This window comes from Arthrobacter rhamnosi, assembly GCF_054510975.1.
On sequence record NZ_JBTNDN010000004.1, the window covers coordinates 245,386 to 264,597 of the forward strand.

General features: G+C 68.9%; 19 protein-coding genes and 1 tRNA gene. 11 read left to right on the forward strand and 9 right to left on the reverse strand.

The window, feature by feature from the left end; translation table 11 throughout:
• Positions 1-209 precede the first annotated feature (209 nt).
• A complete protein-coding gene (trhA, locus tag ACX80J_RS11615; RefSeq protein ID WP_459345165.1) occupies positions 210-851 on the forward strand; it encodes a PAQR family membrane homeostasis protein TrhA in 642 nt (213 codons plus the stop codon).
• Positions 852-986: 135 nt separating this feature from the next.
• Here trhA and ACX80J_RS11620 read toward each other — a convergent pair whose 3' ends face one another.
• Both ACX80J_RS11620 and mca read right to left on the reverse strand, forming a co-directional pair.
• Positions 987-1,352: a hypothetical protein gene (locus tag ACX80J_RS11620; protein WP_459347868.1), complete on the reverse strand. Its 366-nt coding sequence runs from the start codon at positions 1,350-1,352 to the stop codon at positions 987-989.
• A gap of 65 nt (positions 1,353-1,417) precedes the next feature.
• Positions 1,418-2,335, reverse strand: coding sequence for a mycothiol conjugate amidase Mca (mca, locus tag ACX80J_RS11625; RefSeq protein WP_459347869.1), 918 nt, complete (start codon positions 2,333-2,335; stop codon positions 1,418-1,420).
• A gap of 74 nt (positions 2,336-2,409) precedes the next feature.
• Between mca and ACX80J_RS11630 the strand changes: the two genes are divergently transcribed.
• Together ACX80J_RS11630 and greA are read left to right on the forward strand one after the other, a co-directional pair.
• Complete coding sequence (locus ACX80J_RS11630) at positions 2,410-2,844, forward strand: DUF4307 domain-containing protein (protein WP_459345121.1); 435 nt, start codon at positions 2,410-2,412, stop codon at positions 2,842-2,844.
• Positions 2,845-3,050: 206 nt separating this feature from the next.
• Positions 3,051-3,542 carry a transcription elongation factor GreA gene (gene greA / locus ACX80J_RS11635; RefSeq protein ID WP_459345120.1) on the forward strand — a complete coding sequence of 164 codons (492 nt, stop codon included), beginning with the start codon at positions 3,051-3,053 and terminating at the stop codon, positions 3,540-3,542.
• A 3-nt stretch (positions 3,543-3,545) separates the two neighbouring features.
• Here the strand turns inward: greA and ACX80J_RS11640 are convergent, their stop codons facing one another.
• The 4 genes from ACX80J_RS11640 to ACX80J_RS11655 all read right to left on the reverse strand — a co-directional run bounded on the left by ACX80J_RS11640 (position 3,546) and on the right by ACX80J_RS11655 (position 7,786).
• On the reverse strand, positions 3,546-4,145 hold the full coding sequence (locus ACX80J_RS11640; protein ID WP_459347870.1) for a rhomboid family intramembrane serine protease: 600 nt from the start codon (positions 4,143-4,145) through the stop codon (positions 3,546-3,548).
• Between the two features lie 9 nt (positions 4,146-4,154).
• Positions 4,155-5,417, reverse strand: a complete 1,263-nt coding sequence (gene ilvA, locus ACX80J_RS11645; RefSeq protein ID WP_459347923.1) for a threonine ammonia-lyase — start codon at positions 5,415-5,417, stop codon at positions 4,155-4,157.
• A gap of 92 nt (positions 5,418-5,509) precedes the next feature.
• Entirely contained in the window at positions 5,510-6,835 is a 1,326-nt protein-coding gene (locus ACX80J_RS11650) for an AI-2E family transporter (protein WP_459347871.1), read from the reverse strand.
• Between the two features lie 33 nt (positions 6,836-6,868).
• The gene (locus ACX80J_RS11655; protein ID WP_459347872.1) at positions 6,869-7,786 is read right to left on the reverse strand and encodes an aldose 1-epimerase family protein; all 918 of its coding nucleotides are present in this window, start codon (positions 7,784-7,786) and stop codon (positions 6,869-6,871) included.
• 153 nt (positions 7,787-7,939) lie between these two features.
• Here ACX80J_RS11655 and ACX80J_RS11660 point away from each other — a divergent pair, with 153 nt between their 5' ends.
• The 3 genes from ACX80J_RS11660 to galK are packed head-to-tail and all read left to right on the forward strand — an operon-like array spanning position 7,940 to position 11,015.
• Positions 7,940-8,740: a DeoR/GlpR family DNA-binding transcription regulator gene (locus ACX80J_RS11660; protein ID WP_459345116.1), complete on the forward strand. Its 801-nt coding sequence runs from the start codon at positions 7,940-7,942 to the stop codon at positions 8,738-8,740.
• Entirely contained in the window at positions 8,737-9,864 is a 1,128-nt protein-coding gene (galT, locus tag ACX80J_RS11665; RefSeq protein WP_459347873.1) for a galactose-1-phosphate uridylyltransferase, read from the forward strand. The genes ACX80J_RS11660 and galT overlap by 4 nt, the downstream gene beginning before the upstream one ends.
• The gene (gene galK, locus ACX80J_RS11670) at positions 9,861-11,015 is read left to right on the forward strand and encodes a galactokinase (protein ID WP_459347874.1); all 1,155 of its coding nucleotides are present in this window, start codon (positions 9,861-9,863) and stop codon (positions 11,013-11,015) included. Before galT ends, galK begins: the two co-directional genes overlap by 4 nt.
• Before the next feature lie 142 nt (positions 11,016-11,157).
• Here galK and ACX80J_RS11675 read toward each other — a convergent pair whose 3' ends face one another.
• Positions 11,158-12,006 (reverse strand): Bax inhibitor-1/YccA family protein, encoded by an 849-nt coding sequence (locus tag ACX80J_RS11675; RefSeq protein WP_459347875.1) that lies wholly within the window; start codon positions 12,004-12,006, stop codon positions 11,158-11,160.
• Positions 12,007-12,299: 293 nt separating this feature from the next.
• Here ACX80J_RS11675 and ACX80J_RS11680 point away from each other — a divergent pair, with 293 nt between their 5' ends.
• The 5 genes from ACX80J_RS11680 to ACX80J_RS11700 all read left to right on the forward strand — a co-directional run bounded on the left by ACX80J_RS11680 (position 12,300) and on the right by ACX80J_RS11700 (position 17,338).
• Entirely contained in the window at positions 12,300-13,640 is a 1,341-nt protein-coding gene (locus ACX80J_RS11680) for a branched-chain amino acid ABC transporter permease (RefSeq protein ID WP_459345112.1), read from the forward strand.
• Between the two features lie 9 nt (positions 13,641-13,649).
• The gene (locus tag ACX80J_RS11685; protein ID WP_459345111.1) at positions 13,650-14,630 is read left to right on the forward strand and encodes a branched-chain amino acid ABC transporter permease; all 981 of its coding nucleotides are present in this window, start codon (positions 13,650-13,652) and stop codon (positions 14,628-14,630) included.
• A gap of 149 nt (positions 14,631-14,779) precedes the next feature.
• A complete protein-coding gene (locus tag ACX80J_RS11690) occupies positions 14,780-15,763 on the forward strand; it encodes an ABC transporter ATP-binding protein (RefSeq protein ID WP_459347924.1) in 984 nt (327 codons plus the stop codon).
• The gene (locus ACX80J_RS11695) at positions 15,760-16,503 is read left to right on the forward strand and encodes an ABC transporter ATP-binding protein (RefSeq protein ID WP_459345110.1); all 744 of its coding nucleotides are present in this window, start codon (positions 15,760-15,762) and stop codon (positions 16,501-16,503) included. The genes ACX80J_RS11690 and ACX80J_RS11695 overlap by 4 nt, the downstream gene beginning before the upstream one ends.
• Before the next feature lie 130 nt (positions 16,504-16,633).
• Complete coding sequence (locus tag ACX80J_RS11700) at positions 16,634-17,338, forward strand: hypothetical protein (protein ID WP_459347876.1); 705 nt, start codon at positions 16,634-16,636, stop codon at positions 17,336-17,338.
• A gap of 158 nt (positions 17,339-17,496) precedes the next feature.
• Here the strand turns inward: ACX80J_RS11700 and ACX80J_RS11705 are convergent, their stop codons facing one another.
• Positions 17,497-18,891, reverse strand: coding sequence for an ABC transporter substrate-binding protein (locus ACX80J_RS11705; protein ID WP_459345108.1), 1,395 nt, complete (start codon positions 18,889-18,891; stop codon positions 17,497-17,499).
• A gap of 227 nt (positions 18,892-19,118) precedes the next feature.
• Positions 19,119-19,191 (reverse strand) — tRNA-Leu (locus ACX80J_RS11710).
• Between the last annotated feature and the right edge of the window lie 21 nt (positions 19,192-19,212).

Below are 19,212 nucleotides of genomic sequence, written 5' to 3' on the forward strand. Positions count from 1 at the left end.
TCGGCCCCGTCGACAACCCCGTCTCCTGCCCTGTGAGCTCCCTCATTCTCCGCGGGAATCCGGCGGTGACCCTCGGGCGCCTGGGCTAGAATCCGGACATGACCTCGCGCCATCCGACCTCCGGACCGGGCCCCTCGGAACCCGCCGGCGGCCGCGACAGGACACTCGGGGACGCCGTCGAATCGGTGGCAGGACCCCTGGCGGATGCGATGGCGACCAAGCCGCTCTGGCGCGGCTGGATCCACGCCGTCGCCACTCCACTCGCGGTCGCTGCGGGGATCGTCCTGGTGGTCCTGGCACCGACTCCGGGACTCAGGATCGCGTCCGCCATCTACGCCCTGACCGGCGTCCTGCTCTTCGGCGTGAGCGCGGTCTACCACCGGGGCAACTGGAGCCCGCGCGTGAAGGTGGTCCTGAAGCGCCTGGACCACACGAACATCATGCTCGTGATCGCAGGTTCCTACACTCCGCTGGCATGGGCCCTGCTGGAGCGTGGACGGGCGGAGATCCTCCTCTGGATCATCTGGGGCGGCGCGATCGCCGGCGTGCTGTTCCGGAACCTGTGGGTCGACGCCCCGCGCTGGCTCTACGTACCGATCTACGTGGCACTGGGGCTCGGCTCCGTGTTCTACATGCCCGACTTCTTCGCGGCGAACGCCCCCGCCGCGACACTGATCTGCGTCGGCGGGGCCTTCTACATCGCCGGAGCGGTGTTCTATGGGATCAAGCGCCCCAACTTTTCGCTACGCGTGTTCGGCTTCCACGAGCTCTTCCACGCCTTCACGGTGGCCGCGTTCGCCGCGCACTTCGTCGCGATCATGCTCGCCGTCCTCCATCCGGTCCACACCTAGCGTCAGCAGGCGCCTCCCCGCCCGGCCGACGGCGCCTCGCCGGACTACGACCGGCCGCGATCCCTCCGTCGGCGGAACCGACGACCGCCACCTGAGGCCGTCACGCTCCCCCGTGTCCGCGGGGACGGCGTCCGTTCAGCGGTTGTCCGGTCCGTGCTCCCCGCCGGGCCTGCGCAGGTCGTTCCCGTCCGGGCCCTGCAGTCGACGCTGCCCGGCGTCGCCCGCTTCCGCCGGCGGAACGGACCCGCCGTCCGCGGCCCCGCGCTGCACCCGGGCCTGCTGCACCTCGGCGGTGTACCGGACCCTGCGGATGCGCTTGGTCATGTCCCGGATCAGGAAGATCACCACGACGACGACGAACAGTGTCGCCAGGAAGCCCAGGGTCCCGGGCGTCACGGACGACGGATCGAGGTCCGGCCGCAGCGTCGGATCTCCCGACGGCGTCGTCGTTGCAGCCAGGTTGAGGGTAAGCACCACGCATGCACCACTTTCGAAGCTCACGGCGGATTCCGATGGCCCGCCGCCTGCAATTCTACGCGGGATAGAAATTCCGCGTGGACTTCGGATCAGGGCGCGATGCCCGTGAAGAAGTCGTCCTCGGGCAGCGGCGACTCGACCCGCGACGTGATGAGGGAGTAGTCCTCCCACGGCCACACCTTCTGCTGCAGCTCGACCGACACGGCGAAGAAGAAGCCGTCGGGGTCGACCTGCGTCCGGTGCGCGAGGAGGGCCCGCTCACGGTGCCCGAAGTAGTCGCCGCAGTCGATCTGCGTGGTGGTGGGGTGGGCCGGGGGCGGGGGCTGATGGCCTTCGGCGTCCGCCTCGAGCCACTGTGCTAGCCGCTCGGCGTACGGAGACTGCAGGCCGGCCTCCTCGAGGGCGAAGTGCAGCGCGCGGAAGCGCTCCGGGTTGAATGCACGGTCGTAGTAGAGCTTCGACGCGCTCCACGCCTCGCCGGTTCCCGGGTACCGCTCCGGGTCCGCTGCGGCGTCGAACGCTTCGACGGCGATACGGTGCGCCATGATGTGGTCTGGGTGCGGGTACCCGCCGTTCTCGTCGTAGCTGATGATCACGTGCGGGCGGAACTCCCGCACCAGTTTCACGAGGGGGGCGGCCGCCCGCTCGAGGGGCTGGAGGGCGAAGCAGCCGAAGGGGAGATCCGGGAGCGGGTCACCCTCGGGCAGACCGGAGTCGGTGAAGCCGAGCCACCTCTGCTGCACCCCGAGTTCGGCGACCGCGCGCGCCATCTCGATCCTTCGCAGGCCCGGGAGGTCGCGCTTCGCATGGGGGTCGTCGTCCATGGCCGCATTGAGGATGTCGCCGCGCTCACCCCCGGTGCAGGTCGCGACCATCACCTCTGCTCCCGCCGCGACATAGCTGGACATGGTGGCAGCACCCTTGCTCGACTCGTCGTCGGGGTGGGCGTGGACCGCAAGAAGGCGGAAGCCCTCACGGGACACACGGGGATGATCCTGGTTCGGCAACACGTGCTCCTGGCTCTGCGGGGGAAGGACGGCGGCCGGAGGAGGCCGCGCCGGGCGGACGGTAAAATAACAGCGTGAGCTCCGCCTATACGCCAACACCAAGAGTAGCCAATCGCTACGGCGCCCCAAAGCCGAAGAAGCCGATCGGTCGGGTGCGGATGCTGCTGGTTGCGGTGCTCCTCGCTGCCGTGGCGGCGATAGCCGCCGTCGCCCTGACCTCCGGGAGCCCGGGCGTCTCCTCCAAGGACGTCGGGTTCTCGCTCACCTCGGACAGCCGGGCGAGTGTCGACTTCGAGGTGACGAAGGACCGCACGGCCACTGCCCAGTGCGCCGTGCAGGCGCTGAGCGAGAACTACGCGGTGGTCGGCTGGAAGGTCGTGACCATCGGCCCGAACAGTGCCGGTGAAGGCGCGAACAACGGCGGCACCACGGCGCACCGCGCCGACGTGCGCACCGACTCGCCCGCCGTGTCGGGCGGCGTGAACGCCTGCTGGATCGTTGAGGACTGAGCGGGGCCCGCGGATCCTTCTTGGGTTATGGCCCTCCCCCCTCTAGACTTGAGGGATACGTATCGCCCCGCTTCACCGGCGTACCGGCCTTCCGGTCCCACGAGGCGGGGTGTTTGCTTGCCGGTGACAATGGCCCCGCCATTGCCCGGTCGAGTGACCATGAGCCCCGCCGATGCCGGCGGCGGCCGTACCTAAGGAGTTATCCCGTGTCCACTAACAGTGCACCTGTCGCCTGGCTCACGCAGGAGTCCTACAACCGGCTCAAGAGCGAGCTGGAGCACCTGTCGGGTCCCGGCCGCACCGAGATCGTCGCCCGTATCGAGCAGGCCCGCTCCGAGGGCGATCTCAAGGAGAACGGCGGGTACCACGCCGCCAAGGAGGAGCAGGGCAAGGCCGAGGCCCGTATCCGCCAGCTCACCCACCTGCTGAACAACGCGCACGTCGGTGAGGCTCCCGCGGACAACGGCGTCGTCGAACCCGGCATGATGGTCTCCGCGAAGATCGCGGGCGACGTGGAGAACTTCCTGCTCGGCAGCCGCGAGGTGGCCGGCGACACGGACATCGACGTCTACAGCGAGAAGTCCCCGCTGGGCGCGGCCATCCAGGGCAAGAAGGCCGGCGACACCGTCACCTACGCCGCACCCAACGGCAAGCAGATCACCGTCGAGATCCTCTCGGCCACGCCGTACGCGGGCTGAGCGCTAGGCACCGAACCGGAAGCGGTCCGTCCCTCCGGGGACGGGCCGCTTCCGTTTGAGCAGGAAGGCGGCGAGGATCCCGCCGAGCGCCCCGAAGAGGTGTGCCTGCCAGGAGATGGAGGAACCGACGATCGGCAGGATGCCCCACAGGATGGACCCGTAGCCGGCGAACAGGACGACGGCGAGCAGGATCTGCTTCCAGTCCCGGTTGTAGAAGCCGCGCGTGATCAGGTAGGTGAAGAGGCCGAAGACCACGCCCGAGGCGCCGATGGTCAGGCCACCACCGAACAGCCAGGTCCCCAGCCCCGAGGCGACCCAGCTCGTGCCGATGGCCACGAGGAAGCGCCGTGCTCCCTCCAGAAAGGCGAGGAACCCGAGGACGAGCAAGGGCAGCGTGTTACTGGCCAGGTGGCCGATCCCCCCGTGCAGCAGCGGGGCGAACACGACGCCGTCGAGCCCGTCCACGCGCCGCGGTGCGATCCCGAACGTCCGGACGAGGACGTTTCCGAGGACGAGGTTCAGCAGGAACACCGCCCACATCAGGGCGACGAGGCCGACGACGGTCACGAGGCCCGCCTGCGCCCGGCGTGCGAGGGGCGTCACTGCCGCTCCTCAGCCCTGGATGACCACCGGCTGGAAGCCCTCGGCGCGCAGGTTGCTGAGGACCTGCTCGCAGTGCTCGTGGCCCTTGGTCTCCATGTTGATGGTGATCGCGACATCGCCCATGCTGATCGACCCGCCCACTCTCGTGTGGTCCACGCCGGTGACGTTCGCATCCGATTCGGCGATGATCCGCGAGATCGTGGCGAGTGAACCGGGCCGGTCGTCGAGCAGCATGCGCACCACGAGGTACCGGCCGGCTGCCGCGAGGCCGCGCTGGATGACCTTGAGCATCAGCATCGGATCGATGTTGCCGCCGGAGAGCACCACCACGGTGTTGCCCGGGTCTGCTCCGTTCTCCGTCAGCTTCCCGTCGAGGAGGGCCGCCACGCCCACGGCCCCGGCAGGCTCCACGACCATCTTCGAACGCTCCAGCAGGAAGATGAGCGCCCGAGCGAGCGAATCCTCGCTGACGGTCACGACGTCGTCCACGAGTTCGCGGATGATCGAGAACGGTAGCTGGCCGGGCCGCCCGACGGCGATGCCGTCCGCGATGGTCGAGACCTTGGTCAGCGGCACGAGGGCGTCGGCGGCAAGGGACGGCGGGTACGCGGCGGCGTTCTCCGCCTGCACCCCGATGATGCGGATCTCCCGGCCCAGCTCCTTGGCCCGGGCCTTGACGGCCACGGCCACGCCCGCGAGCAGCCCGCCGCCACCCACTCCCATGAGGATGGTGTCGACGTCCGGGACCTGCTCGAGGATCTCGAGGCCGATGGTCCCCTGGCCCGCCACCACGTCCACGTTGTCGAACGGGTGGACGAACACCGCCCCGGTCTCGTCGGCGTACCTCTTCGCCTCGGCGAGTGCCTCGTCGACGTTGTGCCCGTGCAGCACCACTTCCGCCCCATGCCCGCGCGTCGCAGCCAGCTTGGGCAGTGCGACGCCCAGGGGCATGTAGATGCGCGCGGCGATGCCGAGCCGGGACGCGGCCACGGCCACGCCCTGCGCGTGGTTGCCCGCCGATGCCGCGACGACCCCGCGGGCACGCTCGGCCTCGCTGAGCTTCGCCATCCGGTTGTAGGCACCGCGGACCTTGAAGGAACCGGCGCGCTGCAGGTTCTCGCACTTGAAGGAGACCGTCGATCCGGTGAGTCGTCCAAGGGCGCGCGACTGCTCGATGGGGGTACGGGCGATGACGCCCTCGAGCGTCCGGTGCGCGGCCTCGACGTCGGCGAGTGTCACCGGGAGATCGGTCGCGGGGGGAAAATCCGGCACGGTGGTGGTCGCGGGAGCGTTCGCCGCGCTTGCGGAGACGGTCCCGGGGTCGGTTCCGGGGTCGGTCGTGGGGGTGGCTACGGATTGCTCGGTCACGGGGTGGTCTCTTCCTGAAGGGCTGGCGCCGGCTGCGCGGGGTAGGGGTCCGGGGTGCTGGCCGGCGACGCGGGATGTCCCGCGGTCACCGGCCCGCTAATGCCGTACCCTCCCTGATCGGGCCGGTGCTCCCGCGCGACGACCGGGTCGTATTCCCAGGCCCGTTGCGCGATATAGCGTACGGAGGTGTTGAGGACCGCCAGGAGCGGGACGGAGAAGAGCGCGCCGGGGATGCCTGCCAGCAGTGTTCCGCCGGCGACCGCGAGGACGACGGCGAGCGGGTGCAGAGCGACGGCCGGTCCCATGATGAGCGGCTGGAGGACGTGGCCCTCGAGCTGCTGGACCAGCAGAACGATCACGAGCATCACGAGGGCGTTGACCCACCCGTTGGCGACCAGCGCGAGCAGGACCGCGACGGACCCCGTGGCGAGCGCGCCGACGATCGGGATGAAGGACCCGATGAAGACGAGGACGCCGAGGGGCAGCGCGAGCGGGACGCCGATGACGGCGGCCCCGACACCGATGCCGACGGCGTCGACGGCCGCGACGAGCATCTGGACGCGGACGTAGCTGGCCATCGACATCCAGCCCCTGCGGCCGGCACCGTCCAGCGCCGCGCGGGCCGGCAGCGGCGCGAGCCCGACGACGAAGCGCCAGATGCGTCCGCCGTCGAGCAGGAAGAAGATCAGCGCGAACACGGTGAGCAGCGTCCCGGCACCGACGTGGCCCGCCGTCGTCCCGAAGGACAGCGCTCCGTTGAGGATCGAGGCGCTGTTGTTCTGGAGCGCGTCCCCGATGTCCTGGAGGTACTGGTCGATCTGGGTCGCGGTGAGCTGCAGCGGCCCCTGGGCCAGCCAGTCGAGCATCTGCTGGCTCCCGGCGCGGGCCTCTCCCCAGAGGCTGGACAGCCCGAGCGCGAGCTGGCTGCCGACGAGGAGGAGGGCGGCGGTGATGAGGCCGAAGAACCCGAGGAGCGTAGCGGCCACCGCCAGCCCGTTCGGCACCCGCCGGCGTCGGAGCGCGTTCTTGAGCGGCAGGAGCAGGGCGGCGAGCAGCCCGGCGATCATGAGCGGGATGACGAGGAGGGAGACCTGGCTGAGCAGGTAGATCAGCACGCCCCCGACGACGACGACGAGCCCCAGCCGCCAGGACCAGGACGCAGCGACGCGCAGCGCGAAGGGGACGTCGGAACGGTCATCGGATCGCGGCGGCCGCCGGGGGGCGGCAGGCTGCTGTGGCAACGGCTCCGGCAGCGCGGCAGCTCCGCGGCTCACGGCACGCTGGAGGGCGCGCTGGGGTTTCGCTCCGCGGAGACGCTGCATGACCCAATCTTTCCATAGAAGACTGGAGGGCCCCTATCCGAGAGCTGGCAGTATGCCCCACCTCGCCGAGAAGGAAGCCCCCGGTTCGAGCCAGCGGAGGCCCTCCCCCGAATTGAAGGCGTCCGCGGGCGCGGTCATCGGTTCGATGGCCACCGCCCTGCTCACGCCGGGATAGCTCGTGCTCACGTAGACATGCGCGTACGCGAAGGATTCCTCGGCCCAGAGGGTGACGCGCCGGCCGTCCGGCGCCGACAGGACGTGCTCGTGCCGGCCCTCGACGATCCCGAGTCCGGTGAACGCCGCATCCAGCCGGAGGTCGCCGATCCGCCGGCCGTTCCGGAGATCGTCCTGCCCGGACACGGGACGCTTGCCCGTGGGAATGGACCGGTCGTCCGACTCGAATACCTCGTCCGCGAGGATCGTCAGTGTGAGCTCCTCGGTGGGGACGTCGGAGATCTTGAGGTAGGGATGCGCACCCAGCGCGAAGGGAGCGGCTTCCGCCGAGAAGTTCGTGAGCTCCTGGGTGACGGTGAGCTGCTGCTCGGTGAGGCTGTAGGTGGCCCGATGCAGCAGGTGGAAGGGGTACCCGTGCTGCGGGAACACCTCGGCCTCGAGGACCACGCCGGCCGGACCGGTGTCGACGGCCCGGTAGCCGGTGTTGCGGAGGAGCCCGTGGCTGGCGTTGCCCTTCGACGGCTCGGTGATGTCGAGCTGCTGCTCCTTGCCGTGCAGGGTCCAGCGACCGCCCGCCACGCGGTTGGGCCAGGGCGCCAGGAGGATGCCGCCACCACCCGCAGGGATGTCGCCGTCCCCCCAGGTCTCGGTGAGGGCGACACCGCCGCACTCGTAGGACCTCAGGGCCGCGGCGAGGCTGGCGACGACGGCGGTCGAGGAACCGGCCCTCAGGGTGAAGTTGGTGCCGCTTGCCGGACGGGGAGTCGACGGAGTCATGGAGCGATGCTACCGCTGCCGATGCGCGGTCCTGACCGTTCCATTCCTGTCGACCTGCTTCTGTGATAGGTTTTGTTCGCTTTAGTGCGGACTCGTTCATTTCGCGCATTCGTCCCGTTCCGTCCCGCCCCGTTCCGTCCCGCCAGGAGGATCATGCTCGCCGCAGAGCGCCATGCAGCCATCCTCGAGCGCCTCGCCCACCACTCCGCGATCCGGGTCAGCGACGTCGCACTCGCGCTGGGGGTCTCGGAGATGACCGTGCGCCGGGACATCGACGTCCTCGAGTCCCGGGGCGCCCTGGTGCGCGTGCACGGCGGAGCCGTACGCCCCGGCAGCCTGAGTTCCGTGGAGCCCGGTTTCGACGCCAACCGGAGCCGGGGCGGCCGGGCCAAGCAGGGCATCGCAGCCACGGCCGTCTCCCTCCTGGTTCCCGGCATGACGGTCTCCATCACGGGCGGCACCACGACCTACGCCCTGGCTCCCCTCCTGACACGCGTGCGGGGACTGACCGTCATCACCAACTCCCTCCCCCTGGCGGACGAACTCCACCGCCTGAACGCCGCATCGGCACAGGACGGTGCACCCCGGGTGCTGCTGTCGGGCGGAGAACTCACGCCGTCGAAGGCGCTCGTCGGGCCCCTCGCCACGAGCACCATCGCCTCCCTCCGGGCTGACCTGTGCTTCATGGGAGCACACGGCGTGGACGCGGCCGCGGGGATCACCACTCCCAACCTGGCGGAAGCCGACACGAACCAGGCCTTCGCCCGTACCTGCGGCAAGCTCGTCATCCTCGCGGACGCGACGAAGATCGGCGTCGTGAGCCTCGCCCGGGTCGCCCCGCTCGACGCCGCTGCCGCCCTCGTCACCGACTCCCAGCCCGGCGCCGAGTACGCCGCGCTCACCCGGATCCTCCGCGACCCCGTCCCCGACCCCCACCTGGAAGAGCGCCCATGACCTCCATCACCCCGACCCGCCTCTCCGACGGGCGCGAGCTGATCTACTTCGACGCGAGGGAAGACAGTGCGGCGCGGCACCGGGACGCGACGGCGACAACCGACGCCCGAGGCCTGCCGCCCCGCGGCCCGGCCGGCACGGCGCGGTACGACGCGCTGACCGGCGAGTGGATCGCCGTCGCGGCGCACCGCCAGTCGCGCACGCACCTGCCCCCCGCGGACCAGTGCCCGCTGTGCCCCACCACGCCCGCCAACCTCTCCGAGATCCCTGCAGCGGACTACGAGGTCGTGGTGTTCGAGAACCGCTTCTCCTCGTTCGGCCCGGATCTGGGCAGCCTCCCGGGCGATCCCTCCTGGGGTACGACGGCGACGGCGTACGGGCGGTGCGAGGTGGTCGCGTTCGACTCCGCCCACGAGGGCTCCTTCGGCTCCCTGAGCCCCGAGCGGGCCCGGACCGTGGTCGACGCATGGGCCCAGCGCACCGAGGCCCTGTCCGCGATGCCCGGCATCAAACAGGTCTTCTGCTTCGAGAACCGCGGCGCCGACATCGGCGTCACCCTGCTGCACCCGCACGGGCAGATCTACGCGTATCCGTTCATCCCGCCCCGCGCTGCGGTGCTCGCGGCGAGGGCGGCCGCATTCTTCGAGGCCTCCGGGGGGAAGCAGACACTGATGGGCCACGCCCTCTCCTCGGAGCGGAGTTCCGGCGAGCGCATGGTGATCGAGGGCGAGCACTTCAGCGCCTTCGTCCCCTTCGCGGCCCGCTGGCCCCTCGAGGTGCACCTGGTCCCCCATCGCCAGGTGGCCGACCTCGCCGGCCTGACGGACGCGGAGCGCGACGAGCTCACCACCGTCTACCTGGACCTTCTCGGCAGGCTCGATGCCCTCTACCCGACTCCCACGCCGTACATCGCGGCCTGGCAGCAGGCTCCGATCGACGACGTCCTCCGGCCGGCAAGCTACCTGCACCTCCAGCTGACCTCCCCGCGCAGGGCCGCCGACAAGCTGAAGTTCCTGGCGGGCTCGGAGGCCGCCATGGGGGCCTTCATCAACGACACCACCCCGGAGACGGTCGCGGAGGCACTCCGCACCGCGACTCCCGCAGCCCGGAAGGACTCCGCATGACCACCCCCCTCGACCTCGCAGCCGCCTTCACCGACCGCTTCGGCAGCGAACCGGACGGCCTGTGGTCCGCCCCGGGACGCGTGAATGTCATCGGTGAGCACACCGACTACAACGGCGGCTTCGTGCTGCCGTTCGCCATCCGCCACTCGACGACGGTCGCCGCGGCCGTCCGTCCCGACCGGACCGTCCGGGTCGCATCCACCTTCGCGCCCGACGACGATCCCGTGACCGCCGACCTCGACGCCCTCGAGGAGGGCAGCGTGAAGGGCTGGGCGGCCTATCCCCTCGGCGTCCTGTGGGCCATGGAGCAGTCGGGGTACCGCTGCCCCGGGATGGACATCCTCGTCGATTCGTCCGTACCCGTCGGTGCGGGCCTCTCCTCGTCCGCGGCGCTCGAATGCTCCGTCGCCGTCGCCGTCAACGAACTCTCGGAGGCGGGCGTCTCCCGGCGGGAACTCGCGGTGATCGGGCAGCTCGCGGAGAACCGCATGGTCGGGGCGCCCACCGGCATCATGGACCAGTCGGCATCCCTGCTCGGTGAGCCCGGGCACGCCGTCTTCCTCGACTGCCGATCCGGCGATTCCCGGCTCGTCCCCCTCGACCTGGAGGGTGCCGGACTGGAGCTGATGGTCATCGACACCCGCGTCAGCCACTCCCACGCGACCGGTGGGTATGCGGCGCGCCGCCGCTCCTGCGAACTCGGCGCCGAGCTGATGAGCGTGCCCTCGCTGCGCGACCTGTCCGTCAAGGACCTCGCCGCAGCGGCCGGCATGCTCGACGAAGAGACGTTCCGGCGTGTGCGGCACGTCGTGACGGAGAACGCGCGCGTCGAGGACACCGTGCAGGTCCTGACGTCCAAGGGACCGACCGACCTCGGATCCCTCCTCGTCGCCAGCCACGCGTCGATGCGCGACGACTTCGAGATCTCCTGCGCCGAACTGGACACGGCGGTGGAGGCGGCGCTCAGCGCCGGCGCTCTCGGTGCCCGCATGACGGGCGGCGGTTTCGGCGGATCCGCCATCGCCCTGGCGCGGGTCGACGACGTACCTGCCATCCGTGAGGCGGTGCAGGACGCGTTCGATGCCGCCGGATTCAGGGCACCGGTCATCTTCAGCGTCCTGCCCGGTGCGGGTGCAGCCCGGATCGCCTGAGGACCACCCGCCTGACGGTCGGCGTCACACACACGAAGGGGCCCGCAACCGGACGGTTGCGGGCCCCTTCGTTCTGCTTTCGATCGGACACCGTTCGGAACGGATCCGGTCAGATCAGTCGACCTGGATCAGTCGTCCTGGATCAGTCGTCGCCACGAAGGATCGCGAGGACACGCAGGATCTCGACGTAGAGCCAGACGAGCGTCACGGTGAGCCCGAACGCCGCCGTCCACGAGTACTTCTGCGGAGCGCCGTGGCGGACTCCCTCGCTGATCGACGTGAAGTCGATGATGAGCGAGAAGGCCGCCAGCCCGATGGCGACGATGCCGATCAGGACGCCGACGGGGATGCCGAAGATCTCGAAGTCACGCATGCCGAACATGCTGTCCGTCGCGCCGAAGACCATCATGCCGAGGTTGACCAGCGAGAACAGCGCGTAGCTGACCATCGCGATCAGGAAGAACTTCATGGCCTTCGGAGTGGCCCGTACCTTGCCGCTCTTGAACAGGGCCAGTGTGACACCGAAGACGATGAGCGTTCCGAGCAGTGCCTGCAGGGCGATGCCCGGGAACATGGCCTCGAAGAACATGGTGAGTCCGCCGAGGAACAGGCCCTCGAGCCCGGCGTAGGTCAGGATCAGCGCGGGCGACGGCTCACGCTTGAAGGAGTTCACGAGGCCGAGCACGAACCCGCCGAGCGCACCGACCACCATCAGCGGAACGGCGAGGCCCGGAACGAGGAACGCCGGAACCGCGGCACCCAGCAGCACGATGCCCAAGCACAGCAGTGTCTTGACGATGACGTCGTCGAACGTCATGCGTCCCGTCTGCGCAGGCCCTGCGGAGGGCTGGTTGTACATGTGCTCCAGCTGCTGCTGGTTGGCGATCGTCTGGCCCGCGTACGTCGCAGTGCCGTATCCCGCCATTTGGTTGCCTCGGGTAGCGGAACGGAAGGCCTTCCCGTTGAGTACCGGATTACCGCCAAGTGCCATTTCTGTTCGTCCTCCATTAGGGGGCTGAGTGTCCTGCAACCCTACCAATTCCAACGGATCAGGCGGATTTTTGTTCCCGTACAGGCGGCGGCCGCAGGCCACCCGGGAGCGGAATTACAACACCGAGGCGGCTGGGTAAAACTTTCGTTACCGAATTGCTACCTCTGTCGGATGCTTTTGCGAAATGCCGAAACATGCCGCTAGTAACATGAGCCCCACGCCCGTGACACTCGTCACAACTGTTGATCCCGGCGCCCGCCGCCGGGCCTGCCCCCACCGTGGAGGTTCCCATCTTGTTTCCCCTATTGACGCCTGCGCGGATCAGGAGACCCCTGCTGCTGGTGCTCGGCCTCCTGGCCACCGTGCTGCTCGGTGCCCCTGCCGCGCACGCGTCCCCCCAGCCGCCCGTCCCTGGAATACACCAGATCCAGGCCGCCTCGAGCGTCCAGGCCTCCGAGTTCGACTACTCGATCGGCGGCGTACTCCGCGGTGTCGACGGTCCCATCGCCGACGTGACGGTCACGGCGACAGGCAACGGCTTCGAGGGTGAGACCACCTCGGGCCCCAACGGCGCCTGGAGCATCGACGTACCCGAGCAGGGCACCTATGAAGTGGCGATCGACGAGGAGACGCTCCCCGAGGGCGTCGCCCTCGCGGAAGGCCAGCAGAACCCGCGCGAGGTGACGTTCGCCAATACGTCGAGCGCGACCACGCTCTTCCTCTTCGGCGAGGGCATCGTCTCCCAGCAGGCATCCTTCCTGGACACGCTCGCGGAGCGCGCGCTGGCAGGATTCAGCTTCGGCCTGCTCCTGGCGCTGAGCGCCGTCGGCCTCTCCCTCATCTTCGGCACCACGGGCCTCACCAACTTCGCACACGGCGAGATGGTGACCATCGGCGCCGTCCTGGCCTTCGCCTTCGCGGGCGCCGGACTCCCGATCGCGGTCTCGATCGTGCTCGCCGTCCTCGGTGGCGGACTCCTCGGCTACGTGCAGGACGCCGGGCTGTGGAAGCCCCTGCGGCGCCGCGGCACGGGCCTTGTGCCGATGATGATCGTGAGCATCGGCTTCGCCCTCGCACTGCGCTACATCATCCAGTTCTTCTTCGGCGGCGCGACGCAGCAGCTGCCCGGTTCGCAGAGCGCGATCATCGAGATGGGATCCGTGGCGATCTCCCGCAACAACCTGACGTCCCTGATCGTGAGCCTCGTGATCATCCTGGCGGTCGCGTTCCTGCTGCTCCGTACCCGGATCGGCAAGGCCACCCGCGCCGTCGCCGACAACCCCGCTCTCGCCGCCGCCTCCGGCATCGACGTGGACCGGGTCATCCGCATCGTCTGGGTCATCGGCGGCATGCTCGCCGCCCTGGGCGGCGTCCTGTGGGCCTACTACCGCCCCGGGGTGTCCTACAACATGGGCCAGCAGATCCTGCTGCTCATCTTCGCCGGCGTCACGCTCGGCGGCCTGGGCACCGTGTTCGGCGCACTCGTCGGATCCATCATCGTAGGGCTCTTCGTGGAGATCTCCACGATCTGGCTCGAGGCAGACCTCAAATATGTGGGAGCGCTGCTGATCATGATTCTCGTGCTCCTGTTCCGGCCGCAGGGTATCCTCGGCCGCCGTGAGCGCATAGGTTAGGGGCTCTTCATGGACTTCGGAAACATCCTCATCAACGCGTTCGGCGAACTGATCAGCCCGACGACGGCGGCCTACGCCCTCGCCGCGCTCGGGCTCGCCGTCCACTTCGGCTACTCGGGCCTCCTGAACTTCGGGCAGGCCGGATTCATGGCCGTCGGCGCGTACGGCTACGCCATCTCGACGCTCAGCTTCAATGCCCCGCTGCCCGTCGCCGTCCTCGTGGCGCTGCTGTCCTCGGTGGTGTTCGCGATCGTGCTGGGCATCCCCACACTGCGCCTCCGGGCGGACTACCTGGCCATCGTGACGATCGCGGCGGCAGAGATCATCCGCTACATCGTGACGACCAACGGACTCACGGACGTCACGGGTTCCGCGAACGGCCTGGCGGCCTTCGAAGGCGGTTTCTACGGGCTCAACCCGTTCCCACCGGGCAGGTACAACATCGGCCCCCTGGGCATGAACGAGCGGGACTTCTGGATCCGCATCGTTGGCTGGACGGTCGTCATCATCGCGTGCCTCGTCGTCTGGCTCCTGATGCGCAGCCCCTGGGGCCGCGTGCTCAAGGGCATCCGCGAGGACGAGAACGCCGTGCGCTCGCTCGGCAAGAACGTCTACGCCTACAAGATGCAGGCCCTCGTGATCGGCGGTGTGCTCGGCTCCCTCGCGGGCATCATCTTCACGCTGCCCCGCGGCGCCGTGCAGCCTGCCAACTACGCGACCGAGCTGACGTTCTTCCTCTACACCTGCCTCCTCCTCGGCGGCCTGGCCACTGTCCTCGGACCGGTCATCGGGGCGATGATCTTCTGGGTGGTGCTCTCATTGACGCAGGGACTCCTGTACGGCGCGATCGAGGTCGGCGCCATCACGTTCCTGTCCAACGCGCAGGCGGGACAGCTGCGCTACATCCTCGTGGGTGTGGCACTGATGCTGCTCATGGTCTTCAGGCCGCAGGGCGTCCTGGGTAACAAGAAGGAGTTGGCGTTCGCATGACCTCCAGCCACAGTGAGAACACACCCGGCACCGACGGCACGCCGGGTACAGGCGGTGCCCACGCGGCACACGCCCCGGTCGACGCCGCGGGAGGAGCCGTCCCTCGGGACACGGCTTCGAGCGACACCGTCTCCCCCGAACGCGACCACATGACGGACTCCGAGCCGATCACGACCGGCACGGCGGGACCGGGGTGCCGCAAGCGCGACCCCATCGTCGTCGCCCGCAACGTCACGCGAAGCTTCGGCGGCATCAATGCCGTCGACGTCGAGCACCTCGAGATCCCCCGGCACAAGATCACCGCGCTGATCGGCCCCAACGGAGCCGGCAAGACCACGCTGTTCAACCTGCTGACCGGCTTCGACGTGCCCAACAGCGGGGACTGGGAATTCGACGGCAAGCCCCTCGCCAAGGTCGCCTCGCACAAGGTGGCCCGCATGGGTATGGTCCGCACGTTCCAGCTCACCAAGGTCATGGGCAAGCTCACCGTCATGGAGAACATGCGGCTGGGCGCCACGGACCAGCCCGGTGAGAGCCTGGCCCGTGCCCTCTTCAAGGGCATCTGGGGCGGGCGTGAGCGGGAGATCACCCAGCAGGCAGAGGTGCTGCTGGCCAAATTCAAGCTCGACACCAAGCGCGACGACTACGCTGCCTCGCTCTCGGGCGGGCAGCGCAAGCTCCTCGAGATGGCGCGGGCGCTCATGGTCCGGCCTCGCCTCGTGATGCTCGACGAGCCCATGGCGGGGGTCAACCCCGCGCTGACGCAATCGCTCCTCGACCACATCAAGAACCTCAAGGCCGAGGGCATGACCGTCCTCTTCGTCGAGCACGACATGCACATGGTCCGCCACATCGCCGACTGGGTGGTGGTCATGGCGGAGGGCAAGGTCGTCGCGGAGGGACCCCCGGACATCGTCATGAAGGACCAGGCCGTCATCGACGCCTACCTCGGCGCCCACCACGACGTCGATCTCGGTGACGACACCGGCATCGAGCGCCTCGAGGAGGAGCTCGCCCACGACGACGCATCGGTCGTCGGCACCGAGAACGAGGGCATCCTCGGCCACGGCGTCACCGAGGTCGGGGGCGCCCATGCCGCCGGCCTCCAGCACAAGGATGAGGAGACGAAGTGAGAGAGGAATTCGAGGGGAACTCGGTGGTCAAGGTCACCGACCTCGTCGCAGGCTACATCCCCGGCGTGAACATCCTGAACGGCTGCAGCATCGAGGCCCGCCGTGGTGAGCTGATCGGCATCATCGGTCCGAACGGAGCCGGCAAGTCGACGCTCCTGAAGGCGATGTTCGGCCTCGTCAAGGTCCACTCGGGGACCGTCGTGGTGCGCGGCCAGGACCTCACCGGCCTGAAGGCGAACCGGCTCGTGAGCCGCGGCGTCGGCTTCGTGCCGCAGAACAACAACGTCTTCGGAACGCTGACCATCGAGGAGAACCTCCAGATGGGCATGTACCAGCGGCCGAAGGACTTCAAGGAGCGCTTCGACTTCGTGACCGGCCTCTTCCCCGAACTGGGGAAGCGGAAGGCCCAGCGGGCCGGCTCGCTGTCGGGCGGCGAGCGCCAGATGGTCGCCATGGGCCGTGCGCTCATGATGGACCCCGCGGTGCTGCTGCTGGACGAGCCGTCCGCTGGGCTCTCCCCCGTCAAGCAGGACGAGACGTTCCTCCGCGTCCACGAGATCAACAGGGCCGGTGTCTCCGTGATCATGGTGGAGCAGAACGCCCGCCGCTGCCTGCAGATCTGCGACCGCGCCTACGTGCTGGACCAGGGCAAGGACGCGTACACGGGCACCGGGCGGGAGCTCATGAAGGACCCGAAGGTCATCCAGCTCTACCTCGGCACCCTCGCCGACACCGCCTGAGGCATCCGGACGGACCGTAGGCGCAGAACGCAAGGAGTGGGCGGAACCGGCAACGGTTCCGCCCACTCCCTTTTGATGACCGCTACGTTGGGGAGGGCAGACGGAGCGAGTACCACGGGAGGGCCGGCACATGGCAGGAGCGAGTGATGCGATCGGCAAGGGCTTCGAGGTGGTGTTCCGCGGCATCAAGCACGTGCGGCGGCACCGCCCCATCCACTCCCGGGGGCTGAGGCTCGACGGCACGGCCGTGGTGCACGACCATGGGCTGAGGAGCGGGATCGCCTGGATCGACCGGCCGGGCGAGACCCCCGCCACCGCCCGGATCTCACGCTCCGTGGGCACCCCGGACGGACTGCCCGACATCGTCGGGCTCGCGGTGCGGATCCACCACCCCGGCTCCGGGCCCCTGACGCCGTTCTCGGACATCCTGCTGTCCTCCACGGGCTGGTCCTTCCCGGGTCGCTTCGCGCTGATTCCCCGACTGCGAGCCTCGCGGGCTCCCCTGACCACGATGATGCCGTACCGCGGCGAGGACGGCCCCGTGCTGCTCGGGGCGCGGACGCTCTCCCCTTCCCGCCTGCCGTCGTCCCTGCGGGGCTTCCGGCGGGTCCTGGGGACCTCGCCGTGGCAGCTCGGCCTGTACTTCGCCACTCCTCGGGGGGCCTGGCAGCACTTCGGCACCCTCACGCTGCGCCTGGACCCCGAGGGAGAGGAGAAGGACCTGCGCTTCGACGCCGTCCTGCACCCCCTGGCCGGCGCCCAGACCTACGACTGGACGCGCAGGGTCCGCGAGCCCTCCTACGCCGTCTCCAGGCGCCGACCGGGCGACGCCTGAGCGCCGTTCAGGCCGCTCGGCCCTCGAGGGACAGCACGTAGCTCCGTTACCCACCCCCCAGACAGCGGAAGGCCCCGGCCGCGCCTTCCGTCGGAAGGGCGGCCGGGGCCTTGAACCACTGCGTGAAGTACTACCGGAGCCGGGCTCCGACCGGATCCCTAGAGCTGTCCGACCTCGGAACGGCTCGGCTGGGGCTTGTTGTCGGCGTCGTACTTGTAGATACCGATGGCGGCTTCGGTGGGGTCACCGTTCTCGTCGAAGGTCACGGGACCGGACACGCCGTCGTAGTCGATGTCCTCGCCGTCGCGCAGCAGCGTGACGCAGCCTGCGAAGTCGAAGCACTTGGTGCCGTCCTTCGAGACCCCCTCGAGCTGCTTCGCGATCTCCGTACCCTCGACGCTTCCCGCTGCCTCGGAGGCGAGCGCGATGAGGTTCACGGCGTCGTAGCTCTCGCCCGAGTAGGCATAGCTGGTCAGCTTCGGGTCCACGGTCGCGAGCGCTTCCTGGAACCCGGGGCCGGTGAAGGGGCCGGGGATGGTGCCCTGCGCTCCCTCGAGGGTGCCGGGATCGAGATCTGCACTGTAGTCGGAGGTGTTGCCGTCGACCATGAACAACGTGCTCGCGTCGATGCCCTTCGCGACCAGCAGCGGGACGATGCTCTTGGCCTCGTCGAAGCTGATGAGGACGATCGCATCGGGCTTGGCTGCGGCGATGGCGTCCACCTGGCTCGAGAACTGCGAGTCACCGGTGTTGAACATCTCGTTGGCGACGACCTGGCCGCCCGCGGCCTCGACGGTCTCCTGGATGGTGCCCTGCAGACCGGTGCCATAGGCGTCGTTCAGGGTGATCATGCCGACGGTCTGGGCGCCGCAGGTCATGATGTAGTTGCCGAGCGTGCGGCCCTGGAGCACGTCCGAGGGGGCGGTACGCCAGTAGAGGCCCTTGTCGTCCCAGGTGCTGAATTCGGCGGCCGTGTTGGCGGGAGAGAACTGCACGACGCCCGCGCCGGTGATCTGGTTGATGACGGTCTTCGAGACACCCGACGATGCGGCGCCCACGATGGCGCTGACGTCCTGGGACAGCAGGTCCGTGACCGACTGTGTCGCGATGTCGGTGGTGGTGTCACCGGAGTCGCGCTGCGTGATGGAGACGTCCTGGCCGAGCACGCCACCGGCCTCGTTGATCTGGTTGACGGCGAGAGTGGAGCCGGCGATCTCGGGCGGGCCGAGGAACGCGAGGGTTCCGGTGGTCGGCAGGAGGGAACCGAGTTTCAGCGGTGTGGGACTCGTGGTCTTGCTGGCGGGCACGGCCGAGGGGTCACCCTTCTCGCCCTGCTCCTCGCCGGCGCCACCCTCGCTCTCGGGGCATGCCAGAGCCGACGAGGCAGCGGCAGCAGTGGTCTCGGTGTCGCCGGCGCCCTCGGAACTCGTGGTTCCGCCGCCACCGCAGCCGGAGGCAAAGAGCGCGATCCCCAGGCTCAGGGCAGCGACCTTTCCCGCGCGCGTGGCATTGTCCCCGATGCCGAGCAGCGCGGAGTTGCGTGTTGCAGTCATGAATTAGTCTCCTCGACCGAAAGGCTCTTGCTGCCTTTGATGCGATCACCAGGTGTTCCTGGCTTATGGAAAAGCTAATCGATAAATGTGTCTTAGATAAGGGAATCGGGTTACATCCTTGTAACACTCGTCACAGCGGCGATGGCACACTCTTGACAGCGGGCACTACTCAGGGGGCTGTCCATGGGCATGACAGCGCGGTAGCGGCACCACGTCGGGGAGGGAAGTGCCCCAGCAGGGACTCGAACCCTGACTGAACAGATTTTAAGTCTGCTGCCTCTGCCATTGGGCTACTGGGGCCGGCCAGCCCGTCCAGCGTAC

Coding starts and splice junctions, on each gene's coding strand:
- trhA (WP_459345165.1), top strand. CDS start 210: ATGGCGACCAAGCCGCTCTGGCGCGGCTGGATCCACGCCGTCGCCACT.
- ACX80J_RS11650 (WP_459347871.1), bottom strand. CDS start 6,835: ATGCAGCGTCTCCGCGGAGCGAAACCCCAGCGCGCCCTCCAGCGTGCC.
- ACX80J_RS11655 (WP_459347872.1), bottom strand. CDS start 7,786: ATGACTCCGTCGACTCCCCGTCCGGCAAGCGGCACCAACTTCACCCTG.
- ACX80J_RS11660 (WP_459345116.1), top strand. CDS start 7,940: ATGCTCGCCGCAGAGCGCCATGCAGCCATCCTCGAGCGCCTCGCCCAC.
- galT (WP_459347873.1), top strand. CDS start 8,737: ATGACCTCCATCACCCCGACCCGCCTCTCCGACGGGCGCGAGCTGATC.
- galK (WP_459347874.1), top strand. CDS start 9,861: ATGACCACCCCCCTCGACCTCGCAGCCGCCTTCACCGACCGCTTCGGC.
- ACX80J_RS11675 (WP_459347875.1), bottom strand. CDS start 12,006: ATGGCACTTGGCGGTAATCCGGTACTCAACGGGAAGGCCTTCCGTTCC.
- ACX80J_RS11685 (WP_459345111.1), top strand. CDS start 13,650: ATGGACTTCGGAAACATCCTCATCAACGCGTTCGGCGAACTGATCAGC.
- ACX80J_RS11690 (WP_459347924.1), top strand. CDS start 14,780: ATGACGGACTCCGAGCCGATCACGACCGGCACGGCGGGACCGGGGTGC.
- ACX80J_RS11700 (WP_459347876.1), top strand. CDS start 16,634: ATGGCAGGAGCGAGTGATGCGATCGGCAAGGGCTTCGAGGTGGTGTTC.
- ACX80J_RS11705 (WP_459345108.1), bottom strand. CDS start 18,891: ATGACTGCAACACGCAACTCCGCGCTGCTCGGCATCGGGGACAATGCC.